This is a genomic window from Micrococcaceae bacterium Sec5.1 (assembly GCA_039636795.1).
Classification (GTDB): domain Bacteria; phylum Actinomycetota; class Actinomycetes; order Actinomycetales; family Micrococcaceae; genus Arthrobacter.
This window is the reverse complement of record CP143430.1, coordinates 3993505-4019301: the sequence shown is the minus strand read 5'-3', so window position 1 is coordinate 4019301 and position 25797 is coordinate 3993505. Positions and strand designations below refer to the sequence as shown.

Here is a 25797-nt window from a genome sequence, read left to right as displayed (position 1 = left end):
CCGAGGTCAAGATCAGGAGAACATCTGGATGATCTTGATGGCTGCAGGACCCAGAAGGACTATGAACAACACCGGGAAGATACAGAACATCAACGGAAAAAGTACCTTGACGGGTAACTTCATCGCTTTCTCTTCTGCTTTCTGACGACGCTTGACCCGGGCTTGCTTCGCTTGTGCACGGAGGACGTTGGCGATGCCGATGCCATATTTGTCGGCCTGGACCACTGCAAGGACGAAGCTACGGACGTCGTGGACAGTGGATCGTTCGGCCATAGCCTCGTAGGCTTCTTGCCGCGGACGGCCCACTTGGATGTCTTGGAGTGTTCGCATCAATTCCATGGCCAAAGGTCCCGTGCCGTAAGAGGAGGCTCGTTCCATTGCCGCTTCGAAACCAAGTCCCGCCTCAACGGAGATGAGCATTTGGTCCAACGTGTTGGGGAACTCCAGCTGTATGGCTTCTTGGCGCTTGATGCCGGTGTTATAGATCAGGAGATCCGGAAGGAAGTACAAAAGGATTGTCAGGAACAACCCAAGGCCGATCAGTGTGGGGCTCGGGTTGCTGGTGACCAGCAAGACTCCGCCTAGAGCGCCCGCAAAGGCGAGAGCTGGTTTGACGGCGATGAGTTTGGTCAGGGGCATCGACTTGGGGCGTCCGGCAACCGCCAGCCATTGATCAAGCTTGGCTTCATAACTGCCAGGTGTGAGTTTCCGGGCCAACCCCAATAAAAGCGGGGTGCGTTGGATATTCACGCCAACGCCCTGGGCAAATCCGGAACCAAGATTAGTCTGAATGGCCACCACTGACTTGCGGTCGATGGTGGCTAACGACCACGCGAAATAGGCGACGGGGAGGACGATCACCGCGATGATCAGCCAGGCCAGGGGAGTCATGAGAACAGCCTCCTAAAACTTAATCTTTACGGTGCGGCTCATCCAGAAGCCACCGACGGTGAATAGGATCGCACTGACAACCATCAATGCAATTCCCATGGGATGTTGGACGAAGACTTTCATGTAGCCCGGGTTGATGGCTGTCACAAACAGTCCGACTGCCACGGGGAGAGCCATGAGAATGACTGCCGACATCTTGCCTTCGGCACTGAGGGAACGAACGTGTCCCTTGACTTCGCTGCGCTCCCGAATTGTGCCGGCGACTTGCTCCAGTACCTCTGCCAAATCACCGCCGACTTCCCGATTGATTTGTATGGCCTGGCCAATCCAGCGGAAGTCCTCGCTGTCCATGCGGTCGGCGCAGTCATCGATGGCTTGGCGGGCGTCCTTGCCGATCCTCACTTCATTGACGATCCGGCCTAAATCTTCTGACGTGGGAGCTTGCGCTTCCTGCGCGGCTGCTTCGAATGACCGCATGATGCTGTGGCCGACACGGAGGCCACCAATCAACATCTGGATGGTGTCTGTTAGCTGCGACTCAAATTTTCCCCGGCGTTTTTCGGTCTTGAACACCAGCAGCAGTTTCGCAACGAATGGTGCGGCGAGTGCCAGTAGAATGCCGATAAAGACGTTGATGAGGAAGGAACCGATAACACCCACGACCACTGTGCCGACGACAACCATCACGGTGAAGTCGGCAGGTGCTTGCTTGACACCGGCGTTATACAGAACCTCGCGATTGAAGGGCCCACCCGAGCGGCCGAGTGCAGTGTCCATAAATTGGACTGCAGACTGCGAAACGCGGCCCACTGCGGAATCGTCTGGCGCCGTGCCCAGGCGTCGGCGTTCCAAGGGAATGCTTCCGTTCCGGGGCTTCAGGACGACGATGACAAGCACCATGAGGGCCACGACGCAAAGTCCGATGGCTGCAAAAAAGAGCGCCGGCGTATCCACGGCTATCGCCTCCCCATAGTTACGGGAGCGACCCCAAACACGGCTGGCGACACCGTGATACCAAGTTCGGCAAAACGGTCCAGGAACCTTGGCCGGATACCCGTGGGCAGTGCCCTGCCGAGGAAACGCCCTTGGGCATCCAAGCCAGCAGAATAGTCAAAGAGGAATGCGTCCTGCAGTGTGACGACGTCTCCCTCCATGCCCTGCACTTCTGTCACGTGCGTGACGCGGCGGCTGCCATCCCGGAATCGGGTCACTTGGACGATCAGGTCCACGGCGGAGGACACCTGCTCCCGGATAGCCCTGAGCGGCAGGTCCATGCCAGCCATCAACACGAGCGTCTCAAGGCGGGCGATCGCATCCCGCGGCGAGTTTGCATGGACGGTCGACAATGAGCCATCGTGGCCGGTGTTCATAGCCTGCAACATGTCCAGGGATTCTCCGCCACGAACCTCGCCTACGATGATCCGATCGGGCCGCATACGCAGCGAGTTGCGGACCAGATCCCGAATGGTGATGGCGCCCTTGCCTTCGATGTTGGGTGGACGGCTCTCCAATCTGACCACGTGCCGCTGCTGCAATTGAAGCTCCACTGCGTCCTCAATGGTGACGATGCGGTCGGACTCCGGGATGAAGGACGACAATACATTCAGGAGAGTCGTCTTCCCTGTTCCTGTGCCCCCAGAGACGATGACGTTGAGACGGGCAACCACACAGGCGCTCAGCAGCTCTGCCATTTCGTGGCTGATGGATTCCCACTCGATCAGGTTGCGGACTGTGAGTGGAACGTGGCTGAACTTCCTGATCGTTAGTGATGGTCCATTGACAGCAAGCGGCGGGATAATCGCATTGACGCGGGAGCCGTCCTCGAGGCGCGCATCCACGAGCGGGGAAGACTCGTCTATCCGTCGTCCGACCTTTGACACGATCCGTTCGATGACTTTCCTGAGGTGCGCGTCCGAGCTGAATTGCAAATCGGTCAATGCCAAATGACCGTGGCGCTCAACGTAGATCTGATCAAAACGATTGACCATCACTTCCGTAACAGAGGGATCCTCCAACAAACGCTGCAAAGGACCATAGCCCATGACTTCATCCGAGATCTCACGGATCAGTCGCCGGCGTTCTTCGGGGGAAAGAGGCACCTGCTCGTCGTCGATGACAGCTGAGAGTTCGTCCACCGCGAAGGACCGAAGGTCTTCCTCGGAGGAGGACGCGTCCCCAAGCCTTGAGCCCATTCGCTCAAAGAGTGCAGACGCGGCCCTTTGTTTAAGTCCTGAAAGGGCATCAACTACTGGTGCAGACGGAGCCCCGCCTAACATCGGAGAATTCGCTGGTGGAGTTTCCATAGTGCCCTGTCCACCTGGCTCCGAATCCTTGATTTCGACGGCGGCCATCGGGTTGTTTTTCGTGAGCCGTTCTGACAGTTTCATGACACCACCACCCTCCGGTGCAGCTTGTTAGGGGTAACTGTTTCCAGACGTGGATCGAAGCGTTCAACAAGCTTCTTCAGACCCTTAGTTGCTGAATCGCGCGTGGTGCCTTGGAGTACTGGGACGCCCCGATTCGTCGAGAACGGGAGGTTCCGGGAACGGGGGATGACAGTGTCTATGGGGACACCAATGGTCGCTTCCACATCCTGCACTGAAATGCCGCTCTTGCGGTCCGCGAAGTTCAGCACCGTGTGCCTACCTTGTGGCAAGAGCTGTAGCTCCCTCAGTACGCTGAAGCACTTTCGGAGGCCTCGGATGCTGGGGACGTCCATGCCGCAGACCCAAACCCCGTCCGTGGCAAGCTCTAGAGTAGCCAGACAGTGTTCGCCAAGGCCCGGCGCGGTGTCCACCACCACGTATTTGAATTCCGTGGCCAGCTGGTTGAGGAGCCGGGTGACGTGGTCAGCCGTGATGTAATCGGACTCCGAGGGCTTCTGCGGTGCACAAAGTGCATAGATTCCTGCGGGATGGACGGTGAGAAATGCCTTGAGCACCATAGAGTCCTGAGCCGCTGCTCCATGAACGGCCTCGGTAATCGAGTGTTCTGGTTCCAATAGGAGTCCCGACGCAACATCACCGAATTGCAAGTCAAGGTCCACAATGACCACGCTCATAGGCGCCAAGGCTCCAAGACCGACGGCCAAATTAGTTGCAACTGTGGTCTTGCCAACTCCGCCCTTCGGGGACATGACGGCAATGACGCGGCCTCTATCCTGTCCGGATTCAGCGGCTGGCTGCATTCCACGGCGCCGGCTGGCGGAGGCCAGGCAGGCGCGTTCCAGGAGTATACGCAGCTCGTTTACCTCAATCTCGGGTGTCACAACGTCCCGGATGCCCGAATGCATTGCACGAAGGACGATCTCCGGGCTGGGTTCGGCCACCAGCAGCAGGCTGATTTCCGGATATTGCAGGTCGAAGACCGTGGCCAGCTTCAAAGCGTCGTCCGGACTCACGCCCGGTCCCAGAATCATCACCTCCGGTGGCGCCCCAGTGAGTTCCTTGAAGACATCATCCGTCCCACCTCGGAGTACTTCGGGGGAGAGCGTTTGCAGGTCCCCATGGAGTGCCCCAGCGATGGCCTGACGCACACGGCCTTCGAAATCACGAACTGCAGTGATCGCTACAAAGCGGCTCATTGGACCAGCCCTCCGAAGGTTGTCGTCGGTGGATCACTCTTTGCGGTTTTGTCCGTCTGCTTGGAGAGCCACAACGTCCCGAACTCTGCACCGAAAACCATTTTGGCGGCGTTGGCATCACTCAGGGCGACGGTCACGTAGGCTGAACCGTTCGGGAGTGCTACACCCTTGTCAGCCCCGGCGGATTTTTCCGCGTCAGGGGCCGCTTGTTGGACAGCGGTGACGAGAACATCGTGGTAGAGCAGCTCAGTGAAGTTTTTCCAGCCCGTCAGACCGGCTGGCAGGTTCGCACCGGCAGGAACGGCGTCGTCCAACTTGAATGAGGCAAACACCGTAACTGTGTCGCCGGCCTCGATCCGACCGCCCAGTATGCGCTCGGGTGCCAGAACAAAGGTAGATTCTTGCAGGCCTTCCGGCACAGGTACCGTTCCGGGAGCTAGATCCTTGGGATTAACAAGCTTGACTCCCAACAACTGTTCGCCAGGCTGCAGTTCAGCGGAAGTGACCTTGCCCTTTTGATCCGTCAAGGCATTGATAGTGCCGGGCGCAACTGCGGATTGTGGCAAAGTTTCCACTTTGACCTTCGAACCGATTTCCTCGGCCTTAGTACCGGCCGGAATACGTTCCTTAACCACAAGGACGTTTACGGGATCAAGCCCTTGCTGCGCCCGCTTGTCGGCCCCCTGAACGTAGGTGACCAGCAAGACGGTGCCAATGACTGCCAGAAGCAGTGCTGCAATGCCTCCCAGTAGGCGTGTTTTCACTTTGTAACTCCTTTCGAACTTTTTTGAGGTTGGTGGCAGTCGCTCCTGGAGCGGCTACTTGGTGAGCGTCACGACAGACGCTCCGTAATTTGGGGTACCTCCGGTGCTTGTCATGCCGTCCTCAAGCGATACAAACCGATCGAAGTAGCCTTGCAAGCCGCGGCAGTTGCCAGTGCAACTCGGGGCAGCGGGATCCACTACGCCTCCAGAGCCGCTGAACTTGTATCCCGTCACTTTGAAGGCCGCGAAACCGACTAACGTGTACTTCGCGTTGGAACCATTCCCTGTGGCCGTCTTGAAAAGAGGGATGAGGGCAGGTTCGTCCATGATGTGGGCGAGCGCCGTATTGCATGCTGCAGCGTTGGGAAAATGATTCCCGGTTTGGCCGTTCACCGTTGCGCTGATTGAGACATCTGTGGTGCACCCAGAATTAGTGACGAGCCAACCAAAGCCCCCCGGCTGATAGCCGTTTTGTGCGGCGCAGCCCGGAACGGTCGGTGCATTGGTGTCGTAACGCAACAGAAGGTGCGTGGGTATTGGATCGCCCGTGAAATTGCCGGTGGAATTAAGGGAGGCAAGTTGCGCTGGAGAGAGGTATTTTTTGAACACACACTCACTGACGGTCCACGGGAGAGTAGTTGCAGCCGACGGCGCACCCCAGGACGCTTCCGCTGTTGCATTTACAGTGGCAGTTTCAATCCCGAAGGCCTGCGCGAAGAACAGTGAGAAACTGTTTGCACCGGAGCCTGCATCCCGGGCATTAGTCACTACCCGAACTGTTGTGGCTGCCGGGAATGTGACGACGGCACCGCTAGAGTTGTCATTCGCGTTGCTATTGGCGAATTGATTTCCTGTTGTTGTGCTGTTGCCACAGCTTCCCCCGGCGCAGTCGGTGGCAATCGCCAGTGCGGCGGCATCGGCACCATTTTGCAATTGCGCCTTCTCCGCATACAGAGCCCCTACATCAACAGCCAAGGCGGCAAAGCCCAAGAGGGCCACCATGAGCCCGGCGACGATGATCGTGGCAGCACCGCGCTCCCCGGACTCCCTGGCATCGCCCTGCAACCGGCGAAGACTTTGGAAATGCCTTAGCCACCGCATCTCATCACTCCTACCCCAGTCATGTTCAGAGGGAAAATGCCCGGGCCGCCAAAGAATCCGGCATCAAGGAAGCCGGACATGGAAGGCAAGGAGACACTGGTTGTCACAGTGACGTTGGAGCCGGGGGCACAGCTTGAGGCATTATCGCTAACTGAAACTCCCAGGCCGTTAAGGGAGGGTGCTGCAGCCAGAGCTTTACCAGATACGTTCAGACCACCATCCTTGTAGTGAACGGCTGCATAACGAGCGCCCTCCCGCGCTGCTTCTGTGAGGGACACTTGGACGTTGAGCACCCGCCCAAATTCCATAATCCCGATTAAGATCAGCAGTAGCAGTGGCAACAGAATTGCCATTTCCACGGCTACTGCGCCACGCTCTTTCTTCTTCGATTTCACGACTGTCTCCCAGACCCGGATCCCCAGTGGGGTTTGCGGTAGTAGCGCTTAAGAGGAGTGGCCGGCGGCTGAGGCTTGTGTTTATGCCAAAGCCGCCGGCCACTGCAACATGTGTGTCAGAGCGAGGCAGTCACGCCACTGAACAGGGCTGCGATGGCCGTGCCCAAGGGACCAACCGCAACAGCAACCACAACAGCGATTAGGGCGACCATGAGGCCGTATTCAACCATCGTCGCGCCCTTCTCCTCGGAGGTGAAACGGTCCTTGACGCCGGCGATGTATGAAGTGATGGTGAACATAAGAGCAGACATTGGAAAATCCTTCCCAGATGAATTTTGGGTTTGGTAAATAATGGATATAGGTCCAGCAAATTATCGGAATTTGCCTTCGATTCCCGAACTACCCCCATGTTGCCTTTAGCGGTTCGGAATTCGATGAGATAAGAATTCACCCTGGACGTACCGCTGAACAATGCGTAGTCGTACTCGAATTCCTGCAACACAAATCCAGTTGTCACCCGTAGAAGGGCAGGGGAGTACTCAGTTTGGAAGTCAAAAAGGGCAAGCGACTACTTGGAATAGACAGCAGCCTTAGATTTTTGAGCCCATGAAGAGCCTCGGAAATGCCAACGGGCGCAGGCCTACTGAAGTAGCAGAGCCACACCCAGAGCCGCAACAACCATGGCCGGTCCGTGGGCTGTTTCTGCAGGCTTTTCCTTGCGACTCAGCCGCCACAGCAGCACCGTGAGCACGCCACCCACCACGAATCCCAGTAGTCCGCCGTAGAGTACTTGCTTCCAACCCAAGTACCCCAAGTACAGTCCGACGGGTGCTGCCAGCTTCACATCGCCCATTCCGAGGCTTCTCGGGGAAATAAGTCCCATAATCAGGTAGCCAACGAAGAGTATGAGGCCGCCGGCGAGTGCTCGGAGCAGCTCGGGCCAGGCCGGAGCGAGTGCAGCGGAAGCTGCAAGGAGGACAAAACCACCCCCAAGCAGGAGCAAAACGAGGGGGTTTGGCAGCAAATGGAGGGTGAAATCAATTCGAGAAAGCTGCACCCCAAGAAGTGCCAATAAAAGGAACGCCGGCAATTCCGCGGTAAAACCAAAGCGCCACCCCAGCAAGACAAACAGCAGCGCGGTGACTGCCGCCGTCGTGATCCGGACCTTAAGGGAAGGTGGCTCGCCGAGTCGCGGAAGGGTACGGGCGATCACGAACTCGACGGCCGGGCTCAACAGCAAGCCGGCAACGGCGAGCAGGAGCAGGAAAACGGGACCGTTGGTCATGTACTCTCCCTCAAAGCGCATGCGACCCCGAGGGGCGGATACCCCATTTTGACCCGGACGGCCCGTTGAAGGTATTGTTTATAGTCGTTGTGCGTGTCCTATCTCGATGACACATGCCTTCTCGGGGATCCAGTTGCAGGGTCGCTAACTCAAGAGGCATATCGAGATTCTGGGATGACTGGTCTATAGAGCCCTCACCTCTGCTCCGGTAACGCATACATAGTAGGTACACGCCTCACTGCGTGTCGCCTAAAACATGAACGCCAGAACAAGAACGAGGCAAAACCGTGCGTACGTACACCCCGAAGCCCGGCGATATCAACCGCCAGTGGCACGTCATTGACGCCACCGACGTTGTCCTTGGTCGTCTTGCCAGCCAGACCGCAACACTGCTGCGCGGAAAGCACAAGCCGACCTTTGCGTCCCACATGGACATGGGCGACTTCGTCATCATCATCAACGCTGAAAAGGTTGCCCTCACCGGCGCCAAGCTGGAGCAGAAGCGCGCATACCGCCACTCCGGTTACCCGGGCGGCCTGAGCTCCGTCAACTACGCCGAGCTGCTGGAATCCAACCCGGTTCGCGCTGTTGAGAAGGCCATCAAGGGCATGCTCCCCAAGAACTCCCTCGCCGCTCAGCAGCTGGGCAAGCTCAAGGTCTACGCAGGCCCCGAGCACCCGCACGCTGCACAGCAGCCGAAGACTTTCGAAATCACCCAGGTCGCCCAGTAGTCCTGGCCACCAAACAACTTTTTATTACAAGGAGAACCGTGGCTCAGAACGAAGAACTGACCGCCGAAGCCGTCGAGGCTGAGGAAACCCTCACCAGCTACACCTCTGAAAGCACATCTGTTGAAGATGCGCCCAAGAAGGAGCGCCCGGCACTGACCGTTGCCGGTGCAGCTGTTGGCCGCCGCAAGGAAGCCGTTGCACGCGTTCGCGTCATCCCGGGTTCCGGCAAGTGGATCATCAACGGCCGCACGCTGGAGAACTACTTCCCGAACAAGCTGCACCAGCAGGACGTCAACGAGCCCTTCAAGATCCTTGATCTTGAAGGCGCCTACGACGTCATCGCCCGCATCCACGGCGGTGGCATCTCCGGCCAGGCCGGTGCACTGCGCCTCGGTGTTGCTCGCTCGCTGAACGAGATCGACGTCGACAACAACCGCGCCACCCTCAAGAAGGCCGGTTACCTGCGCCGTGACGCCCGCGTCATCGAGCGTAAGAAGGCTGGTCTCAAGAAGGCACGTAAGGCTCAGCAGTACTCCAAGCGTTAATCTGCGCTTGCTCGAAAGCCCGTTCCGCCGTTTTGGCGGGGCGGGCTTTCGCCGTTTAAGAAGTTGCGCTTTAAGCAGTTCGAAGAGGCTTGCTTTGAGCCGGATTTGACCTGCACACATGACGTTCCGACACGCTGCTGGACGGGTGCTGTCCCGTCGTCGTCTAAACTTGAGCCGATGTCTAGATTATTTGGAACAGATGGCGTGCGCGGTCTCGCGAACGGATTGCTCACCGCCGAGCTGGCTATGCAGCTCGCCCAGGCCGCCGCCGTCGTACTCGGCCATGACCGTACAACCGATGGCAAGCGGCCACGCGCCGTCGTCGCCCGGGACCCCAGAGCGAGTGGCGAGTTCCTTGCCGCCGCCGTCGAAGCGGGGCTCTCGAGCTCCGGCATCGATGTCTATGACGCTGGTGTTCTGCCCACCCCGGCTGCGGCCTACTTAGTGGCAGACCTCGACGCCGATTTCGGCGTTATGCTCTCGGCCTCCCACAACCCTGCCCCGGACAACGGGATCAAGTTCTTCGCCCGCGGCGGCCAGAAGCTCCCCGACCACGTCGAGGACGCTATCGAAGCTCAGCTGGGCAAAGAGCCTCAGCGGCCCGTGGGCGGCGACGTCGGACGCATCCAGCGCTTCTCCGACGCTGAGGACCGCTACATCGTCCACCTGCTCGGCACCCTCCCCAAGCGCCTCGAGGGCCTGAAGGTTGTCCTGGACTGCGCTCACGGGGCGGCGAGTGGTTGTTCACCGCAGGTGTTCAAGGACGCCGGGGCGGACGTGGTCGTCATCGGCGCCGAGCCGGACGGACTGAACATCAACGACGGCGTGGGCTCCACCCACCTGGGTCCGTTGAAGGAAGCGGTGGTCAAGCACGGTGCGAACCTCGGCATTGCCCACGACGGCGACGCCGACCGCTGCCTCGCTGTAGACCACGAAGGCAACGAAGTAGATGGCGACCAGATCATGGCGATCCTGGCGCTGGCACTCAATGAAGCGGGCAAACTCAAGGACAGCATCCTGGTTGCCACGGTCATGAGCAACCTCGGACTCAAGATCGCCCTTCGCAATGCTGGCATCACCATCCGCGAAACCGCTGTTGGCGACCGCTACGTGCTGGAGGAAATGCGCGACGGCGGCTACAACCTGGGTGGCGAACAGTCCGGCCACGTGATCTTCTCCGATTACGCAACCACCGGCGATGGAGTGCTCACCGGGCTGCAGCTTGCTGCGCAGGTGGCCCTGACTGGCCGTAGTTTGAAAGAACTCGCTACTGCGATGACCAAGCTCCCGCAGCTTATGATCAACGTCAAGGGCGTGGACAAGGCCCGTGCAGGCACCGACGAAGGTGTCGCCGCCGCGGTAGCTGCTGCTGAACTGGAACTGGGTGAAACCGGGCGCGTGCTGCTCCGGCCGTCCGGCACCGAGGCCCTGGTCCGCGTCATGGTGGAAGCTGCGGACATGGAGACTGCTGAACGAATTTGCAACAGCCTGGCTGCTGTAGTCAAAGAACGCCTTAGCGCTCCCAGCGAACTGGCTGTATAAGTACCCAAGCAATTTCAGCCCGCTTTCCTGATTACCGGTTTACTGGTTTCCAGGAGAGCGGGCCGAGCTGGTTTAAAAGGAGCGGCCTTTAATAGAACCGGCTCTACAGGTAGTCCGGCGCTGCTTCCAACCCGAAGTACTCCTCAAGCGTTGCGATGCCTCGGGTGTTCATCTCTGTCGCTGCTTCGACGCCGATGTAGCGCAGGTGCCAGGACTCGTAGAAGTATCCGGTGGTTTCATGGAACATCCACGGATAGCGGACGATGAAACCGAATTTGTGCGCGTTGGCTTTGGCCCAGATAGCCGCGGGCTGGTCGGCGAAGCAGGGTTGGAAACTGCACGCACCCCCGCCGTCGGCTATGTCAAAGGACCAGCCCGTTTGGTGTTCGGAATGACCGGGGCGTGCCGAAGCCCGGTCGGCTGCAACCTGGCCGCTGCTTGCGACGTAGCCGTTGTAGGTGACCACCTGGGTGGAATAGGAACGGTATCCGGATGCCAACGCCATGATGACGCCTTCGGCCGCAGCTGCGGCGAACATCTTTTCTGCGGCAGTCGCCGTCGTGCTGTTCATTTGTGTGGCTTCGCCGCTGACGGCGAGCCGGATGTTTGGCTGAACCAAATCCGCCGGGACGTAGTTCTGCGGGTTCAACGGCCGGTGTTTGTTGACCACCACCCATGGGCTGGCTGGATCGGTCAGCGAGAACTGCTTGGCTGCGGCTTGTGAGGGCGCTGCGCTGGAAGGACTGCTGGAAGGCTCGGTAGCCGCAGCGGGCGTAACGGCAGTGACTTGGGTTGGCGTGGCGCCCGAGGCAGCTGCGGACGGTGTCGCCGAAGCCCCAGCAGGTGAGGCGGCGGATCCATCCGGAGTGCAGGCAGCCAGTGCGGCCAGGCCTGCCCCGGCTGTGAGGAAACCCGCGAATGCCCTGCGGCTGGGCATCGGCTGAGGTTGGATGTCCACTTAGACCTTCCGCAAAAGCATGCGGCGTATGGAGTGGTCGGCATCCTTGGTGAGTACCAGCTGGGCGCGGCCACGGGTGGGGAGCACGTTCTCTTCGAGGTTCGGCTCGTTGATGCGCTTCCAGATGCCGCGGGCTGTTGATTCGGCATCTTCGTCGGAGAGCGTGGCGTAGCGGTGGAAGTAGGACTCAGGCTGAGCGAAGGCCGTGGTGCGGAGCTTTCGGAACCGATCTACGTACCACTCCTCGATGTACGAGGTCTTGGCGTCAACGTAGATGGAGAAGTCAAAGAAGTCGCTCAGCGCGAGGCCTTGCTTGCCATCCATGCGGGGTCTTGCAGGGGCCAGAACGTTGAGGCCTTCCACGATCAGTACGTCAGGGCGACGCACTACAACTTCCTTGCCCGGGACGATGTCGTAGGTGACGTGGGAGTACCACGGTGCCCGGACTTCCTCGGCTCCGCCTTTGATTTCCGACACAAAACGCAATAGCGCCCTGCGGTCGTAGGACTCCGGAAAACCTTTGCGCTCCAGCAGATGCCGGCGCTTCAGCTCGGCCAGCGGGTACAGGAAGCCGTCTGTGGTGATGAGTTCTACGTTGGGTGTTCCCGGCCAGCGCCGCAACATTTCACGGAGCACGCGGGCGATGGTGGACTTACCGACAGCCACTGAACCGGCCACACCGATGACGAACGGGGTGCGCTGCGTTTGCTCACCCAAGAACGTGGTTGTCGCCGCGTGAAGTTGATGGGAAGCCTGGACGTAGAGGTGCAGAAGCCGCGAAAGGGGGAGGTATACCTCCCGCACTTCCTTCATATCGAGGGGATCGCCGAGGCCTCGGAGGCGGAAGATATCCTCTTCGTTGAGGGGCTGCTCCATCTGTGCTGCAAGCCGGGACCAGGTTTGGCGGTCCAGCTCAACAAAGGGGGAAGCGCCGTCGCCGTTTGCTTCGGTGCGTTGCAAAGTCACGTTCTGATTCTGCCCTTAGCCCGGCTGATCAGGAAATGCGCGACGACGTGAAGGTGAATTGTGGGTGATTAATGCCACGCAGGCAAGAGGAGGAGAAGGGATGTCCCACATCAGTTGTTTGAGCTAGCCGTTAGGCTTATACCCATGTGTGGAATCGTAGGCTATGTTGGCAATTCGTCTCGTAAGGCAGCTGGTCACAGCGCCCTTGACGTCGTCGTGGAGGGGCTGCGTCGTCTTGAGTACCGCGGCTATGACTCCGCTGGCGTCGCAGTGGTGGCTGATGGAACCATCTCGTCCCGTAAAAAGTCCGGCAAGTTGAGCAACCTGATCAGTGAACTGGAAGCAAACCCGGTTCCCGAATCCCTGACCGGCATTGGCCACACCCGTTGGGCCACGCATGGTGGGCCCACCGACCGTAACGCACACCCCCACCTTTCCGACGGCGGGCGTCTGGCGTTGATTCACAACGGCATCATCGAAAACTTCGCCGAGCTTAAGCAGGAACTGCTGGGTAAGGGCGTCACCTTCGAGTCGGAGACAGACACCGAAGTTGCTGCCGCACTGGTTGGCGACATCTTCCGCAACGAACTCAACGGCAACGGCGGCGACCTCACCCACGCGATGCGACTGGCCTGCCAGCGCCTCGAAGGTGCATTCACCCTCCTCGCCGTCCACGCGGACCAGCCCGACGTCGTCGTGGCCGCCCGCCGCAACTCCCCGCTCGTGGTTGGCCTTGGCGACGGCGAGAACTTCCTCGGCTCGGACGTTTCCGGCTTCATCGATTACACGCGCCGTGCCGTGGAACTCGGTCAGGACCAGATCGTCACCATCACCGCGGACTCCGTGGAGATCACAGACTTCTTCGGCGCTCCCGCTGAAGGCAAGGAATACCACGTTGACTGGGACCCGGCTTCTGCCGAAAAGGGTGGCTTCAGCTCCTTCATGGAGAAGGAAATCCACGACCAGCCCGACGCCGTAGCGCAGACTCTCCTGGGCCGTTCGGACCTCAACGGAAAGCTGACGCTGGACGAAGTCCGCATCGATCCTGAGCTCCTCAAGCAGGTTGACAAGATCATCGTTCTGGCATGCGGGACCGCAGCCTACGCTGGGCTGGTTGCCAAGTACGCCATCGAAAACTGGTGCCGTATCCCCACGGAAGTAGAGCTCGCGCACGAGTTCCGTTACCGCGATCCGATCGTCGACGCCAACACCCTGGTGGTTTCCATCAGCCAGTCCGGCGAGACCATGGACACGCTCATGGCCGTCCGCTACGCCCGCGAACAGGGCGCCAAGACGATCTCCATCTGCAACACCAACGGTTCCACCATCCCGCGTGAATCCGATGCCGTGCTCTACACCCACGCTGGTCCGGAAATCGCGGTTGCCTCCACGAAGGCGTTCCTCGCCCAGATCACTGCCGCCTACCTGCTTGGCCTTTACCTGGCCCAGCTGCGTGGCAACATCTTCTCCGGCCAGATCAAGGACGTCCTCGCGGACCTGAACAAGATCCCGGCCAAGATTCAGAAGATCCTGGACAACGCAGGTCCCTTGCGCGAACTCGCTCGCAGCATGAAGGATGAAAAGTCCGTCTTGTTCCTGGGCCGCCACGTTGGCTACCCGGTGGCCCTGGAAGGCGCCTTGAAACTCAAGGAAATTGCCTACATCCACGCTGAGGGCTTCGCCGCCGGTGAACTCAAGCACGGACCGATCGCCTTGATCGACGACGGCCAGCCCGTTTTCGTGGTTGTGCCGTCCCCTCGTGGTCGTGACTCCCTGCATTCCAAGGTTGTCAGCAACATCCAGGAAGTCCGCGCACGTGGTGCCCGTACGCTGGTCATTGCTGAAGAAGGCGACGAGTCTGTCAAGGATTACGCAGAGCACGTGTTCTACGTCCCCGAGACGCCCACGTTGCTCATGCCGCTGCTCACCACCGTGCCACTGCAGATCTTTGCTGCTGAACTGGCCGGGGCGAAGGGTTACGACGTCGATCAGCCGCGTAACCTCGCCAAGAGCGTGACCGTAGAATAACCGCATGATTGTTGGCATTGGCGTAGACGTCGTAGACATCGAGCGGTTCGCCCGGCAACTCGAGCGGACCCCCGGGCTTCGGGACAGGCTGTTCGTTCCTGCGGAGCGCGAACTCAACACCAGATCACTCGCGGCCCGCTTCGCTGCCAAGGAAGCGGTGGCCAAGGTCCTGGGTGCTCCCGCAGGCATGAACTGGCAGGACTGCTGGATCGGTCTTGACCAGAACGGTCCTACCGTCCAGGTCAAGGGAACGGTCTTGGCCGTGTCTGATGCCAAGGGCGTCAAGCGCTGGCACCTGTCCATGAGCCATGATGGCGGCATCGCTACGGCGTATGTCCTCGCCGAGGGCTAAACGGACCTTCATATAACGATGATCAGCGCCTTCACCGGACAACAGATCAGGGACGCGGAACAACCGCTCCTGGACTCCGGTGAGGGCGCTGTACTCATGCAACGGGCCGCTTATGGCCTGGCGCAGGAAGTGGTTCGCGTGGTCAAGGCCCGGCGCAAGCTGACCGGCGCCAGCGTCACAGTTCTTGCAGGCAAAGGCAATAACGGCGGTGACGGCCTCTTCGCGGCTTCCATGCTTGCCGGCCGCGGAATGCGGACGACGGCGGTCCTCGCCTCAGCGGAGGTCCACCCTGACGCGCTGGCGGCTTTTCTGGCGGCGGGTGGCCTTGTGCTGCGACTGGATCCCGGCAATGCCGAGGAGCTTGCCGTCCTCTGCGCTGGTGACGATGTCATTATCGATGCCCTCCTGGGCACCGGCGCGCGGGGCGGATTGCGTGATGCTTCTGCGGAGTTGGTTGCTTCGCTTCAGGAGCTGAAGCCCCGTTGTGTGGTGGCGTGCGATCTCCCCAGCGGACTGGATGCGACCACAGGGGAAGTCCACTGGCCGGTGTTGGACGCCGACGTCACTGTGACTTTCGGTGGCATCAAGGCCGGTTTGATGACAGACCCCGGCGAAGGCTGTGCGGGACGCGTGGTTCTGGTGCAGATTGGGATCGAAGACTCCCTGGCTACCCCTGAGTTGCGCCGGCTTACTGCCACAGATATGCAATCCGTGCTCCCCAAGCCCGGACGCCGCTCCCATAAATACTCCCGTGGAGTGCTGGGCGTAGTCGCCGGCTCGTCTCGTTTTGCCGGGGCGGCCGTGCTGAGCGTCCATGCGGCAGCAGTGACCGGCGCTGGGATGGTCCGCTATGTAGGGCCGGAATCTGCGGCACGCCAAGTTCTGACGCGGACGCCGGAGGCCCTGTGGGAGACGGACGAGCCTGGCCGCGTCCAAGCGTGGTTGCTTGGTCCTGGTGTGGACGGGGAGGACCAACTCGGACGTGCCGGGGACGCCGCGGAGTCAGCGATTGCCGCTGAGCTGCCATGCGTCGTCGATGCCGGAGCACTGAGCATCCTGCCGGAGCGTTGTCCTGCGCATTGGATCCTCACGCCTCACGCTGGGGAGCTGGCCACGTTGCTGGCGTCCCTTCCATCCACGGGTGAGGTCGCCGTGTCCCGCGAGGATGTCGAGTCCCGGCCGCTGCACTTCGTACGGCAAGCAGCCGAGCAAACCGGCGCCACCGTCCTGCTGAAGGGTGCCACCACACTGGTGGCCTCGCCGTCGGGCGTTGTTTTCAGCCAGTCCGAGGGCACCGCCTGGATGGCGACTGCAGGCAGCGGCGATGTCCTGGCCGGCCTGCTGGGTGCATTACTGGCGCAATCTGTGGACTCGGTCAAGGACGACGACGGCGCGTACGCGGCCATGGGTTTGAAACTGGACGACCGCTGGGCTGCTGTGGCCGCGGTTGCCGCCAGTGTTCATGGCCGAGCAGGCGCGATCGCGTCGAAAGATTTTGATGGTGGCCCCCTTACAGCCTCGGCGATCTTGGCAGCGGTACCGAGCGTCATAGGTTCGCTGACTGCGGAATACGACCGCACAAGACCGTAAGGTTACTGTCCGTGTCAGGGGTCATGAGTAGGCTTGCAGCAAGTTATCCGCATCACCAGAGGAGAACGCATGGAAGTCTGGCCTGGATCGGCCTATCCGCTTGGAGCCACCTTTGACGGCACCGGCACCAACTTCGCGCTGTTCAGCGAGAAGGCCGAGAAAGTGGAACTGTGCCTCTTCGACGACGACGGCGGGGAAGTCCGCGTAGATGTCAGCGAGGTGGACGGCTACGTGTGGCACTGCTACCTGCCGCAAGTCCAACCGGGACAGAAATATGGCTATCGGGTGCACGGACCTTACAACCCCGATGCCGGCCAACGGTTCAACCCCAACAAGCTGTTGCTCGACCCATATGCCAAGGCCATCCACCGGCAGATCGACTGGGACCCGGCACTGTTCTCCTACAACATGGGGGACCCGGACTCCCGGAACGACGCCGACTCCGCACCGCACATGATGCTGGGCGTCGTCATTAACCCGTTCTTCGACTGGGACGGCGACAAACTACTGAAGATTCCATACCACAAGTCCGTCATCTACGAGGCACACGTCAAGGGACTTACCCAGCTGCATCCAGAGGTTCCCGAGGAACAGCGCGGAACGTACGCTGGCGTGGCTCACCCCGCAGTCATCTCCCACCTTCAAAAGTTGGGTATTACTGCCATTGAACTCATGCCGGTGCACCAGTTCGTCAACGACGGCATCCTGCAGGATAAGGGCCTGAACAACTACTGGGGCTACAACACCATCGGCTTCTTCGCCCCGCATAACAGTTACAGCTCCAAGGGTGATACCGGCCAGCAGGTCCAGGATTTCAAGGCCATGGTGCGTTCCCTGCACAACGCCGGGATCGAAGTCATCCTGGACGTCGTTTACAACCACACGGCTGAGGGCAACCATCTGGGGCCCACGTTGTCCTTTAAGGGCATCGACAATTCCGCGTACTACCGCCTGGTGGAGAACGACCAAAAGTACTACATGGACTACACCGGCACCGGCAACTCATTGAATGTCCGCAGTCCGCATTCACTCCAGCTGCTGATGGATTCGCTCCGCTACTGGGTGACGGAGATGCATGTGGACGGGTTCCGGTTCGACCTCGCGTCCACGCTGGCCCGCGAATTCTATGACGTGGACAAGCTGTCAACCTTCTTCGAACTCATCCAGCAGGACCCCGTCGTGTCTCAGGTGAAGCTCATTGCCGAACCGTGGGATGTGGGTCCGGGTGGGTATCAGGTGGGCAACTTCCCGCCCCAATGGACAGAATGGAACGGCCAGTACCGGGACACTGTCCGCGACTTCTGGCGCGGAGAGCCCTCCACGCTCGGTGAATTTGCCTCGCGTCTGACAGGCTCTGCCGACCTCTACGAACACTCCGGGCGCCGGCCTGTGGCATCCATCAACTTCGTCACTGCCCACGATGGCTTCACATTGGCCGACCTCGTGTCGTACAACGAGAAACACAACGAGGCCAACGGTGAGGGCAATAACGACGGCGAATCGCATAATCGCTCGTGGAACTGTGGCGTCGAAGGCCCCACGGATGACCCCAAGGTTCTAGGCCTCAGGGCCCGCCAGCAGCGGAACTTCATCGCCTCGCTCTTCCTGTCGCAGGGCGTTCCCATGCTCCTGCATGGCGATGAACTTGGAAGGACGCAGCAGGGCAATAACAACGGTTACTGTCAGGACTCCGAGCTCACCTGGATCAATTGGGATAGCGTTGACCAGCCCTTGGTGGAGTTCACGGCTGCTGTTAGCGCCCTGCGGGCCAAGCACCCCAGCCTCCGCCGAAGCAGATTCTTTGACGGACGGCCCGTGCTGCGAGGCGAGGGGGAGCGGCTTCCGGACATCGTATGGCTGGATGCCGACGCCAGCACCATGACGCCGTCGGACTGGGACACGGCGCTGGGCCGTTCCGTTGGAGTGTTCTTGAACGGCGACGGTATCCACGGGCGTGACACTCAAGGCCGCCGGATCACTGACGTCAATTTCCTGCTGTACTTCAATGCGGACGAGGACGAGGTTGGGTTCCGAGTACCATCCGATGAGTACGCTCCTGCCTGGGACGTCATGATCGACACCGGCGGCGAAGGGGCTGATTCCGACGTCGTTAAGGCGGATCAGATCCTGATGATCGCTGCGAAGTCACTGGTGGTGCTTCGTGCCCACAGCACACCAGAGTCTGAGCCGGACCACTCTGTGGCCGCCTCCCTTGCCGCCCTAAGTCAGACGAGCACGCCCGAAACGGCGTCGCTCACGGCTCCTGCGGTGGATTCGAAACGGACAGATTCGCCGACGAACGCTCGGTCTACGAATGGGTCAGAGGCGGTCAGCGCTTCCGACGGGGGAGATCCACCCGTTGCGGAATCAAAACCCGCACGGAGGCGCCGTACTTCGAAGAAGGCGGACTCATGAGGACCCCAGTGTCAACGTACAGGCTGCAAATCCGCCAAAGCTTTACGCTTCAGGACGCCGCGGAACTCACCGGGTACCTGCACAACCTTGGGGTCGATTGGGTCTACGTATCGCCGATCCTCACCGCGGAAGAAGGCTCAGACCACGGTTATGACGTCACGGATCCTTCGTCCGTGGATCCTGCCCGTGGCGGAGCCGAGGGTCTGGCTGCGTTGTCCAAGGCCGCGCGCTCGAAAGGACTTGGCATCCTGGCGGACATCGTTCCCAACCACATGGGTGTCGCCTCGCCAGGACAGAATGCCTGGTGGTGGCAGCTCCTGAAGGAGGGTCGCTCGTCCAAGTACGCGGAAGCGTTCGACGTCGACTGGGACTTCGGCGGCGGAAAGATCCGTATCCCCGTGCTCGGCAGCGATGACGACCTTGGGCAACTCACTGTGGTGGACGGCGAACTGCACTACTACGATCACCGTTTCCCGTTGGCCGAGGGCAGCTTCAGCGCTGGAGACAGCCCGCAGGAGGTTCATTCGCGACAGCACTATGAACTGGTGGGCTGGCGCCGGGCGGACGCTGAACTGAACTATCGCCGCTTCTTCGCGGTGAACACGCTGGCAGGCGTCCGCGTCGAGGTTCCGTGGGTCTTTGACGAGGCGCATGAGGAAATCGTGCGATGGTTCCGCGAAGAGCTGGTGGATGGTCTCAGGATCGATCACCCCGATGGGCTGGCGGATCCTGAAGGGTACCTGGCAAGGCTTCGCAAGGAGACTGGCGGGGCGTACCTCCTGGTGGAGAAGATCCTTGAGCCCGGAGAGAAACTGCCGGAAACCTTTGATTGCGAAGGCACCACAGGGTATGACGCGCTGGCAGACGTTGACCGTCTGTTCGTCGACCCCGCAGCCGAGGAATATCTGGACTCCCTCGATGCCCGTCTGCGGGATGCGGCCCAGCCAACTGACTATGCGGACATGATCCACGGGACCAAACGGCGCATCGCCGATGGCATCCTGAGGTCTGAAATCCTGCGGTTGTCCCGGCTTGTTCCCGAGTCATCCGCATTGCCGCGCGCTGAGGTAGCCGATGCCCTGGCCGAGATTATTTGCTGCTTCCCCGTCTACAGGACCTACCTTCCGCACGGCCAGGAGATCCTGGAAGAAGCCATGGAACGGGCAGGACAACATCGGCCGGAGCTCCGGTCTGTGCTGAACGGGCTAAGTCCACTCCTGACTGATACCACTGGGGAACTCGCCCGCCGCTTCCAACAGACCTCCGGCATGGTTATGGCCAAGGGTGTGGAGGACACCGCATTCTTCCGCTACACACGGTTGGGGACGCTCACCGAAGTGGGCGCCGATCCCACTGAGTTTGCGCTTTCCTCTGATGAGTTCCACGAGCGCATGGCACGTCGTCAGGCAGAGATCCCCCTCTCCATGACCACGCTGAGCACCCACGACACCAAGCGCAGCGAGGACGCCCGGGCCAGGATTTCGGTCATTTCCGAATCTGTCCCCGAATGGGAACTCTTCCTTGGCACTGTCCAGGAGCTGGCGCCCATCCCGGACGGTCCGCTGGCCGCCCTTGTTTGGCAGTCCATTGCAGGCGCTTGGCCCGCCGATCGTGGGCGCCTCCAATCGTATGCGCTCAAGGCCGCCCGCGAAGCCGGAAATTCGACCAACTGGACCGACCCCAACCTGGACTTCGAGCGTCACTTGGCTGCCGCCGTCGACGCCGTTTTTGACGTCCCCGAGGTTGCTGCCGCGCTGGAGAATTTCGTCGAGGAACTGGAACCTTATGGAACCTCGAACTCGCTCTCAGCCAAGCTCATTCAATTGACCATGCCTGGCGTTCCGGATGTCTACCAGGGCACCGAGTTCCGGGACGGTTCATTGACCGACCCCGACAATCGGCGGCCAGTGGACTTCCAAGCGCGGATCGCGGCGCTGACGGAACTCGATACTGGTGCGCGGCCTGAGTTCACGGAGGAAGCTGCCAAACTGTTGGTGGTGTCCAGGGCGCTCAGGTTGCGTCGAGACCGGCCGGAACTGTTCGGCGGCTACGGGCCTTTGCGCGCGAACGGCGCGGCAGCTGAGCATGTGGTTGCATTCAGCCGTGGTGCGGACACGCCCGGTGCCGTTACCGTTGGCACGCGCCTGCCCAAGCGCCTGGCCCGGGAAGGCGGTTGGCGGGACACGGCCATCGACTTGCCGGTGAACTGCCACGATGAACTGACCGGAACCACCTACGACGCCGGTTCGGTCGCGGTCGCCAGGCTGCTGGAGCACTACCCGGTGGCACTGCTGGTGCCCGCTGACTGATCCGCTGGAACACGAACACCCACCAACACCGCCACTGCAACGCAAAGCTAAAACAATCACAGGGGAAACGATGCTGGAGCATGCTGCCGGAAAAAACCGCTACGACGTCTGGGCGCCCAACGCAGGATCAGTGAAGATGCTCGCGGGAGGCAGCGAGCACGTCATGGAGCAAATTCACGACGGCGGCGCGACAGGTTGGTGGCGCGCGTCCGCCGACGTCGCGGGTCAGGAAGGCAACGCGGTTGCTTACGGTTACGTCGTGGACGGGGAAGGGCCGTTTCCCGATCCACGCTCGAGGCGGCAGCCTGAGGGAGTGCATGGATTGTCTGCGACCTTCGATCCTGCCGCCTACCAATGGGCGGATGGTGAGTGGAAGGGGCGCAGCCTCAAAGGATCCGTCATTTATGAGCTCCACCTGGGCACGTTCACTCCCGAAGGCACACTTGACGCTGCCGCCCGGAAACTGGACTACTTGGTTAACCTGGGCGTCGACTTCATCGAACTGCTGCCAGTCAATGCTTTCAACGGAGTTCACAACTGGGGCTACGACGGCGTGCTGTGGTACGCCATCCACGAGCCCTACGGTGGCCCGGAGGCCTACCAGCGATTCGTCGATGCCGCCCACGCCGCGGGCTTGGGCGTTATCCAGGATGTGGTCTACAACCATCTTGGCCCCAGCGGCAATTACCTGCCCAAATTTGGCCCCTACCTGAAATCCGGGGAGGGGAACACGTGGGGCGACTCGGTAAACCTCGATGGCCCGGGCTCCGACGAGGTACGCCGTTACATCCTGGAGAACGCGGCGATGTGGCTCCGCGACTATCACGTGGATGGGCTCAGGCTCGACGCCGTGCACGCCCTGCGCGATGAACGGGCCGTGCACATCCTTGAGGACTTTGGTGCGCTGGGAGACCAGATCGAAGCGGAAACCGGGGTGACAAAAACCCTGATCGCAGAATCGGATCTGAACAATCCGCGGCTCATCTATCCCCGTAAGGACAACGGTTATGGCCTGGAAGGCCAATGGAGCGACGACTTTCACCACGCGCTGCACGTAAACCTCAGCGGTGAAACCACCGGGTACTACGCGGACTTCGAGTCCCTCGCTGTCCTCGCCAAGGTCCTTGAGCACGGCTTCCTCCACGATGGCAGCTACTCAAGTTTCCGGGGACGCCACCACGGCCGGCCGATCCGGCACGAGCTCGCACATCCTTCCGCATTGGTCGTTTGCCTGCAAAACCACGATCAGATAGGCAACCGTGCCACCGGTGACCGGCTTACTGCATCACTGTCATATGGTCGGTTGGCGATCGGCGCAGTGCTGACCATGACATCACCCTTCACACCCATGCTTTTCATGGGCGAGGAATTTGGGGCTTCCACGCCGTGGCAGTTCTTCACCTCCCACCCCGAGCCGGAATTAGGGGAGGCCACAGCGAAGGGCCGGATCAAGGAATTTGAACGGATGGGCTGGGACCCTGCCGTTGTGCCGGACCCCCAGGACCCCGAAACTTTCAAGCGCTCGAAGCTGGACTGGAACGAGCCCACCAGCGGAGACCACGCCCGCCTGCTGCAGCTGTATCGGGATTTAGCACAGCTGCGCCGGAACACGCCGGAGCTGGTGAACGGAGGTTTTGGCGAGACCACGGTGGAGTTCGACGACGACGAGCATTGGTTGGAGTTGACCCGTGGCCCCATCCGCGTAGTGTGCAACTTTGGGGACGAGCCGCTGGATTCGCCCATGAGCGGGTCCCTGCTGCTGGCCACCGACACGGAAGTAGTCCTCGACGACGGTTCGCTGACCCTGCCCGGTGGGAGCGCCGCCGTGGTGCGTGTCCAGCAAGGCGAGCAGTAACGACGGTGACGGCGCCCACATTGCGGACAGCCCGAACACGGTGATCTGTGCAGTGGCAGGATGGTACGTATGACTTATTCGGCTGCGGAAAACCGCTACGAAACCATGCCCTACCGCCGCGTCGGACGCAGTGGTCTCAAGCTCCCCGCTATCTCGCTGGGCCTTTGGCACAACTTCGGCGACGACAAGCGGTTCGAAGAACAGCGCGCCATCCTGCGCCGTGCATTCGATCTGGGCGTCAACCACTTCGACCTCGCCAACAACTATGGCCCGCCGGATGGATCGGCAGAAACGAACTTCGGACGTCACCTGAAGGACGACTTCAAGCCGTACCGTGATGAGCTGGTCATCTCCACGAAGGCCGGCTACTACATGTGGCCGGGTCCCTATGGTGAATGGGGATCCCGCAAGTACCTGATCTCCAGCCTTGACCAGTCCCTGCAGCGCATGGGCCTGGATTACGTGGACATCTTCTACAGCCACCGTCCTGACCCCGAAACTCCGTTGGAGGAAACCATGGGGGCGCTGGACTACGCGGTCCGGTCCGGCAAAGCCTTGTACGCGGGTATCTCTTCCTACACGCCCGAGCAAACGCTCGAGGCGGCGCGGATCCTGAAGGAACTCGGCACGCCACTGCTGATCCACCAGCCCAGCTACTCCATGCTGAACCGATGGACCGAGAATGGTTCGCCGAACCTCTACGAGGCACTGGACCAAGTGGGCGCCGGCTCCATCGCCTTCTCGCCTCTTGCCCAGGGGATGCTGACCAACCGATACCTCAATGGTGTTCCGGCTGACTCGCGGGCCGCAAAGGAACGGTTCCTCTCCGAATCCGCATTGACGGAGGACAAGCTGGACCGCGTTCGGGGGCTCAACGCCATCGCCGAAGGCCGTGGACAGACCCTCGCACAGATGGCCATTGCATGGATTCTCCGTGACCAGCCGAAGGGCTCTCCCGTAACATCCGCGCTTGTTGGAGCGTCCAGCGTTGCGCAGCTTGAAGACACGCTGAGTGCCATCAACAACCTGAAGTTCACCACAGATGAGCTGACTGCGATCGATGAGTTCGCGGTCGAATCCGACATCAATCTGTGGGCGCAGAAGTAAACCGAGGGAAAAGACATAAAACAGGAGGGGCCGGCGGGAACAAAGCCGGCCCCTCCTCTGTTGGCTACAATGCAAGTGTGCGCCAACTGGCGCCGTGCCAATCAGTCGTGCTCTGAGCTCAGTCAGAGTTTGCGCCTGGCACCTGAGGTTTAGTTCTCAAAAGGAGTTCCGTGTCTTCACATCCGATTCGTGTTGCCATTGTCGGCGTAGGAAACTGCGCCGCATCGCTGGTCCAAGGTGTTCAGTACTATCGCGACGCTGACCCCAAGGCCACGATTCCGGGTCTGATGCACGTCGAGTTCGGCCAGTACCACGTCAACGATGTTCAGTTCGTTGCTGCTTTCGATGTTGATAGCAAGAAGGTTGGACTGGACCTGGCCGACGCCATCGGCGCCAGCGAAAACAACACCATCAAGATCGCCGACGTCCCTGCCACCGGGGTGACCGTCCAGCGTGGACATACCCTTGACGGCTTGGGCAAGTACTACCGCGAGACCATCGTCGAAGCTCCCGAGGAGGACGTCGACATCGTTGCTGTCCTCCGCGAAGCCAAGGTAGACGTCATGGTTTGCTACCTGCCCGTTGGTTCGGAGCAGGCTGCCAAGTTCTACGCCCAGTGCGCCATCGACGCTGGCGTGGCTTTCGTCAATGCTCTCCCCGTCTTCATTGCCGGAACCAAGGAGTGGGCTGACAAGTTCACTGCAGCCGGTGTTCCGATCGTGGGCGACGACATCAAGAGCCAGATCGGCGCCACCATCACCCACCGCGTGATGGCCAAGCTGTTCGAGGACCGCGGCGTCACTTTGGACCGCACGTACCAGCTGAACGTTGGCGGCAACATGGACTTCAAGAACATGCTTGAGCGCGATCGCCTCGAGTCCAAGAAGATCTCCAAGACTCAGGCCGTCACCTCCAACGTTGAGGCCGAGCTTCACGCTGACGACGTCCACATCGGGCCGTCTGATTACGTTGCCTGGCTTGACGACCGCAAGTGGGCCTTCGTCCGCCTCGAGGGCCGCAACTTCGGTGATGCTCCCGTTTCCCTCGAATACAAGCTCGAAGTATGGGATTCCCCCAACTCCGCTGGTGTGATCATCGACGCCATCCGCGCCGCCAAGATTGGCCTGGACCGCGGCATCGGCGGCCCGCTGCTCTCCGCGTCCAGCTACTTCATGAAGTCCCCGCCGGAGCAGTTCAACGACGACATCGCCCGCGACAAGGTTGAAGCCTTCATCCGCGGCGACATCGAGCGCTAAACCCTCGAGCGCTAAAGCCCGCGCCCTTTAAGACCGAGCGCTGACAAAAGACGCCTTCCCACTCCCGTGGGAGGGCGTTTTTTGTGCTTCCGATGCTCTCTCACATCCTGACGCTTTTCGCCGG

General features: G+C 60.4%; 22 protein-coding genes. 11 read left to right on the top strand and 11 right to left on the bottom strand.

All coding sequences use genetic code 11. From position 1 onward, the window contains the following. Nucleotides 1-12: 12 nt before the first annotated feature. The 9 genes from VUN82_18295 to VUN82_18255 form a co-directional block, all read right to left on the bottom strand. Nucleotides 13-891, bottom strand: a complete 879-nt coding sequence (locus tag VUN82_18295) for a type II secretion system F family protein (protein XAS71020.1) — start codon at nucleotides 889-891, stop codon at nucleotides 13-15. Between the two features lie 12 nt (nucleotides 892-903). Next, the gene (locus VUN82_18290; protein ID XAS71019.1) at nucleotides 904-1668 is read right to left on the bottom strand and encodes a type II secretion system F family protein; all 765 of its coding nucleotides are present in this window, start codon (nucleotides 1666-1668) and stop codon (nucleotides 904-906) included. 179 nt (nucleotides 1669-1847) lie between these two features. Beyond that, nucleotides 1848-3167, bottom strand: coding sequence for a CpaF family protein (locus VUN82_18285; protein XAS74736.1), 1320 nt, complete (start codon nucleotides 3165-3167; stop codon nucleotides 1848-1850). Nucleotides 3168-3274: 107 nt separating this feature from the next. Then, nucleotides 3275-4474, bottom strand: coding sequence for an AAA family ATPase (locus tag VUN82_18280; protein ID XAS71018.1), 1200 nt, complete (start codon nucleotides 4472-4474; stop codon nucleotides 3275-3277). Continuing rightward, the gene (locus tag VUN82_18275; protein XAS71017.1) at nucleotides 4471-5238 is read right to left on the bottom strand and encodes an RcpC/CpaB family pilus assembly protein; all 768 of its coding nucleotides are present in this window, start codon (nucleotides 5236-5238) and stop codon (nucleotides 4471-4473) included. The genes VUN82_18280 and VUN82_18275 overlap by 4 nt, the downstream gene beginning before the upstream one ends. 54 nt (nucleotides 5239-5292) lie before the next feature. Next, nucleotides 5293-6339: a pilus assembly protein TadG-related protein gene (locus VUN82_18270; GenBank protein XAS71016.1), complete on the bottom strand. Its 1047-nt coding sequence runs from the start codon at nucleotides 6337-6339 to the stop codon at nucleotides 5293-5295. After that, nucleotides 6327-6734: a TadE family protein gene (locus VUN82_18265; GenBank protein XAS71015.1), complete on the bottom strand. Its 408-nt coding sequence runs from the start codon at nucleotides 6732-6734 to the stop codon at nucleotides 6327-6329. The genes VUN82_18270 and VUN82_18265 overlap by 13 nt, the downstream gene beginning before the upstream one ends. Nucleotides 6735-6850: 116 nt before the next feature. Further along, complete coding sequence (locus VUN82_18260) at nucleotides 6851-7045, bottom strand: Flp family type IVb pilin (GenBank protein ID XAS71014.1); 195 nt, start codon at nucleotides 7043-7045, stop codon at nucleotides 6851-6853. 329 nt (nucleotides 7046-7374) lie between these two features. After that, nucleotides 7375-8019 carry a prepilin peptidase gene (locus VUN82_18255; protein XAS71013.1) on the bottom strand — a complete coding sequence of 215 codons (645 nt, stop codon included), beginning with the start codon at nucleotides 8017-8019 and terminating at the stop codon, nucleotides 7375-7377. Nucleotides 8020-8306: 287 nt separating this feature from the next. On the opposite strand from VUN82_18255, the gene rplM reads away from it, so the two are divergent. The 3 genes from rplM (at nucleotide 8307) to glmM (ending at nucleotide 10837) form a co-directional block, all read left to right on the top strand. Next, nucleotides 8307-8750: a 50S ribosomal protein L13 gene (gene rplM, locus VUN82_18250; protein ID XAS71012.1), complete on the top strand. Its 444-nt coding sequence runs from the start codon at nucleotides 8307-8309 to the stop codon at nucleotides 8748-8750. A 38-nt stretch (nucleotides 8751-8788) separates the two neighbouring features. Continuing rightward, complete coding sequence (rpsI, locus tag VUN82_18245; protein ID XAS71011.1) at nucleotides 8789-9295, top strand: 30S ribosomal protein S9; 507 nt, start codon at nucleotides 8789-8791, stop codon at nucleotides 9293-9295. A gap of 177 nt (nucleotides 9296-9472) precedes the next feature. Continuing rightward, nucleotides 9473-10837: a phosphoglucosamine mutase gene (gene glmM / locus VUN82_18240; GenBank protein XAS71010.1), complete on the top strand. Its 1365-nt coding sequence runs from the start codon at nucleotides 9473-9475 to the stop codon at nucleotides 10835-10837. A 103-nt stretch (nucleotides 10838-10940) separates the two neighbouring features. Here glmM and VUN82_18235 read toward each other — a convergent pair whose 3' ends face one another. Beyond that, nucleotides 10941-11774, bottom strand: coding sequence for a M15 family metallopeptidase (locus VUN82_18235; protein XAS74735.1), 834 nt, complete (start codon nucleotides 11772-11774; stop codon nucleotides 10941-10943). A gap of 21 nt (nucleotides 11775-11795) precedes the next feature. Beyond that, on the bottom strand, nucleotides 11796-12761 hold the full coding sequence (coaA, locus tag VUN82_18230) for a type I pantothenate kinase (protein XAS71009.1): 966 nt from the start codon (nucleotides 12759-12761) through the stop codon (nucleotides 11796-11798). 144 nt (nucleotides 12762-12905) lie between these two features. On the opposite strand from coaA, the gene glmS reads away from it, so the two are divergent. The 8 genes from glmS to VUN82_18190 all read left to right on the top strand — a co-directional run bounded on the left by glmS (nucleotide 12906) and on the right by VUN82_18190 (nucleotide 25673). Further along, a complete protein-coding gene (gene glmS / locus VUN82_18225; protein ID XAS71008.1) occupies nucleotides 12906-14789 on the top strand; it encodes a glutamine--fructose-6-phosphate transaminase (isomerizing) in 1884 nt (627 codons plus the stop codon). Between the two features lie 4 nt (nucleotides 14790-14793). Next, the gene (locus VUN82_18220; protein XAS71007.1) at nucleotides 14794-15141 is read left to right on the top strand and encodes a holo-ACP synthase; all 348 of its coding nucleotides are present in this window, start codon (nucleotides 14794-14796) and stop codon (nucleotides 15139-15141) included. An 18-nt stretch (nucleotides 15142-15159) separates the two neighbouring features. Beyond that, nucleotides 15160-16731, top strand: coding sequence for an NAD(P)H-hydrate dehydratase (locus tag VUN82_18215; GenBank protein ID XAS71006.1), 1572 nt, complete (start codon nucleotides 15160-15162; stop codon nucleotides 16729-16731). A gap of 69 nt (nucleotides 16732-16800) precedes the next feature. Beyond that, nucleotides 16801-19146: a glycogen debranching protein GlgX gene (gene glgX / locus VUN82_18210; GenBank protein XAS71005.1), complete on the top strand. Its 2346-nt coding sequence runs from the start codon at nucleotides 16801-16803 to the stop codon at nucleotides 19144-19146. Next, a complete protein-coding gene (gene treY, locus VUN82_18205; GenBank protein ID XAS71004.1) occupies nucleotides 19143-21455 on the top strand; it encodes a malto-oligosyltrehalose synthase in 2313 nt (770 codons plus the stop codon). The genes glgX and treY overlap by 4 nt, the downstream gene beginning before the upstream one ends. A gap of 70 nt (nucleotides 21456-21525) precedes the next feature. After that, nucleotides 21526-23310, top strand: a complete 1785-nt coding sequence (gene treZ, locus VUN82_18200) for a malto-oligosyltrehalose trehalohydrolase (GenBank protein ID XAS71003.1) — start codon at nucleotides 21526-21528, stop codon at nucleotides 23308-23310. Between the two features lie 69 nt (nucleotides 23311-23379). Continuing rightward, nucleotides 23380-24417, top strand: a complete 1038-nt coding sequence (mgrA, locus tag VUN82_18195; GenBank protein XAS71002.1) for an L-glyceraldehyde 3-phosphate reductase — start codon at nucleotides 23380-23382, stop codon at nucleotides 24415-24417. Nucleotides 24418-24587: 170 nt separating this feature from the next. Next, nucleotides 24588-25673 (top strand): inositol-3-phosphate synthase, encoded by a 1086-nt coding sequence (locus VUN82_18190; protein ID XAS71001.1) that lies wholly within the window; start codon nucleotides 24588-24590, stop codon nucleotides 25671-25673. Nucleotides 25674-25797 lie beyond the last annotated feature (124 nt).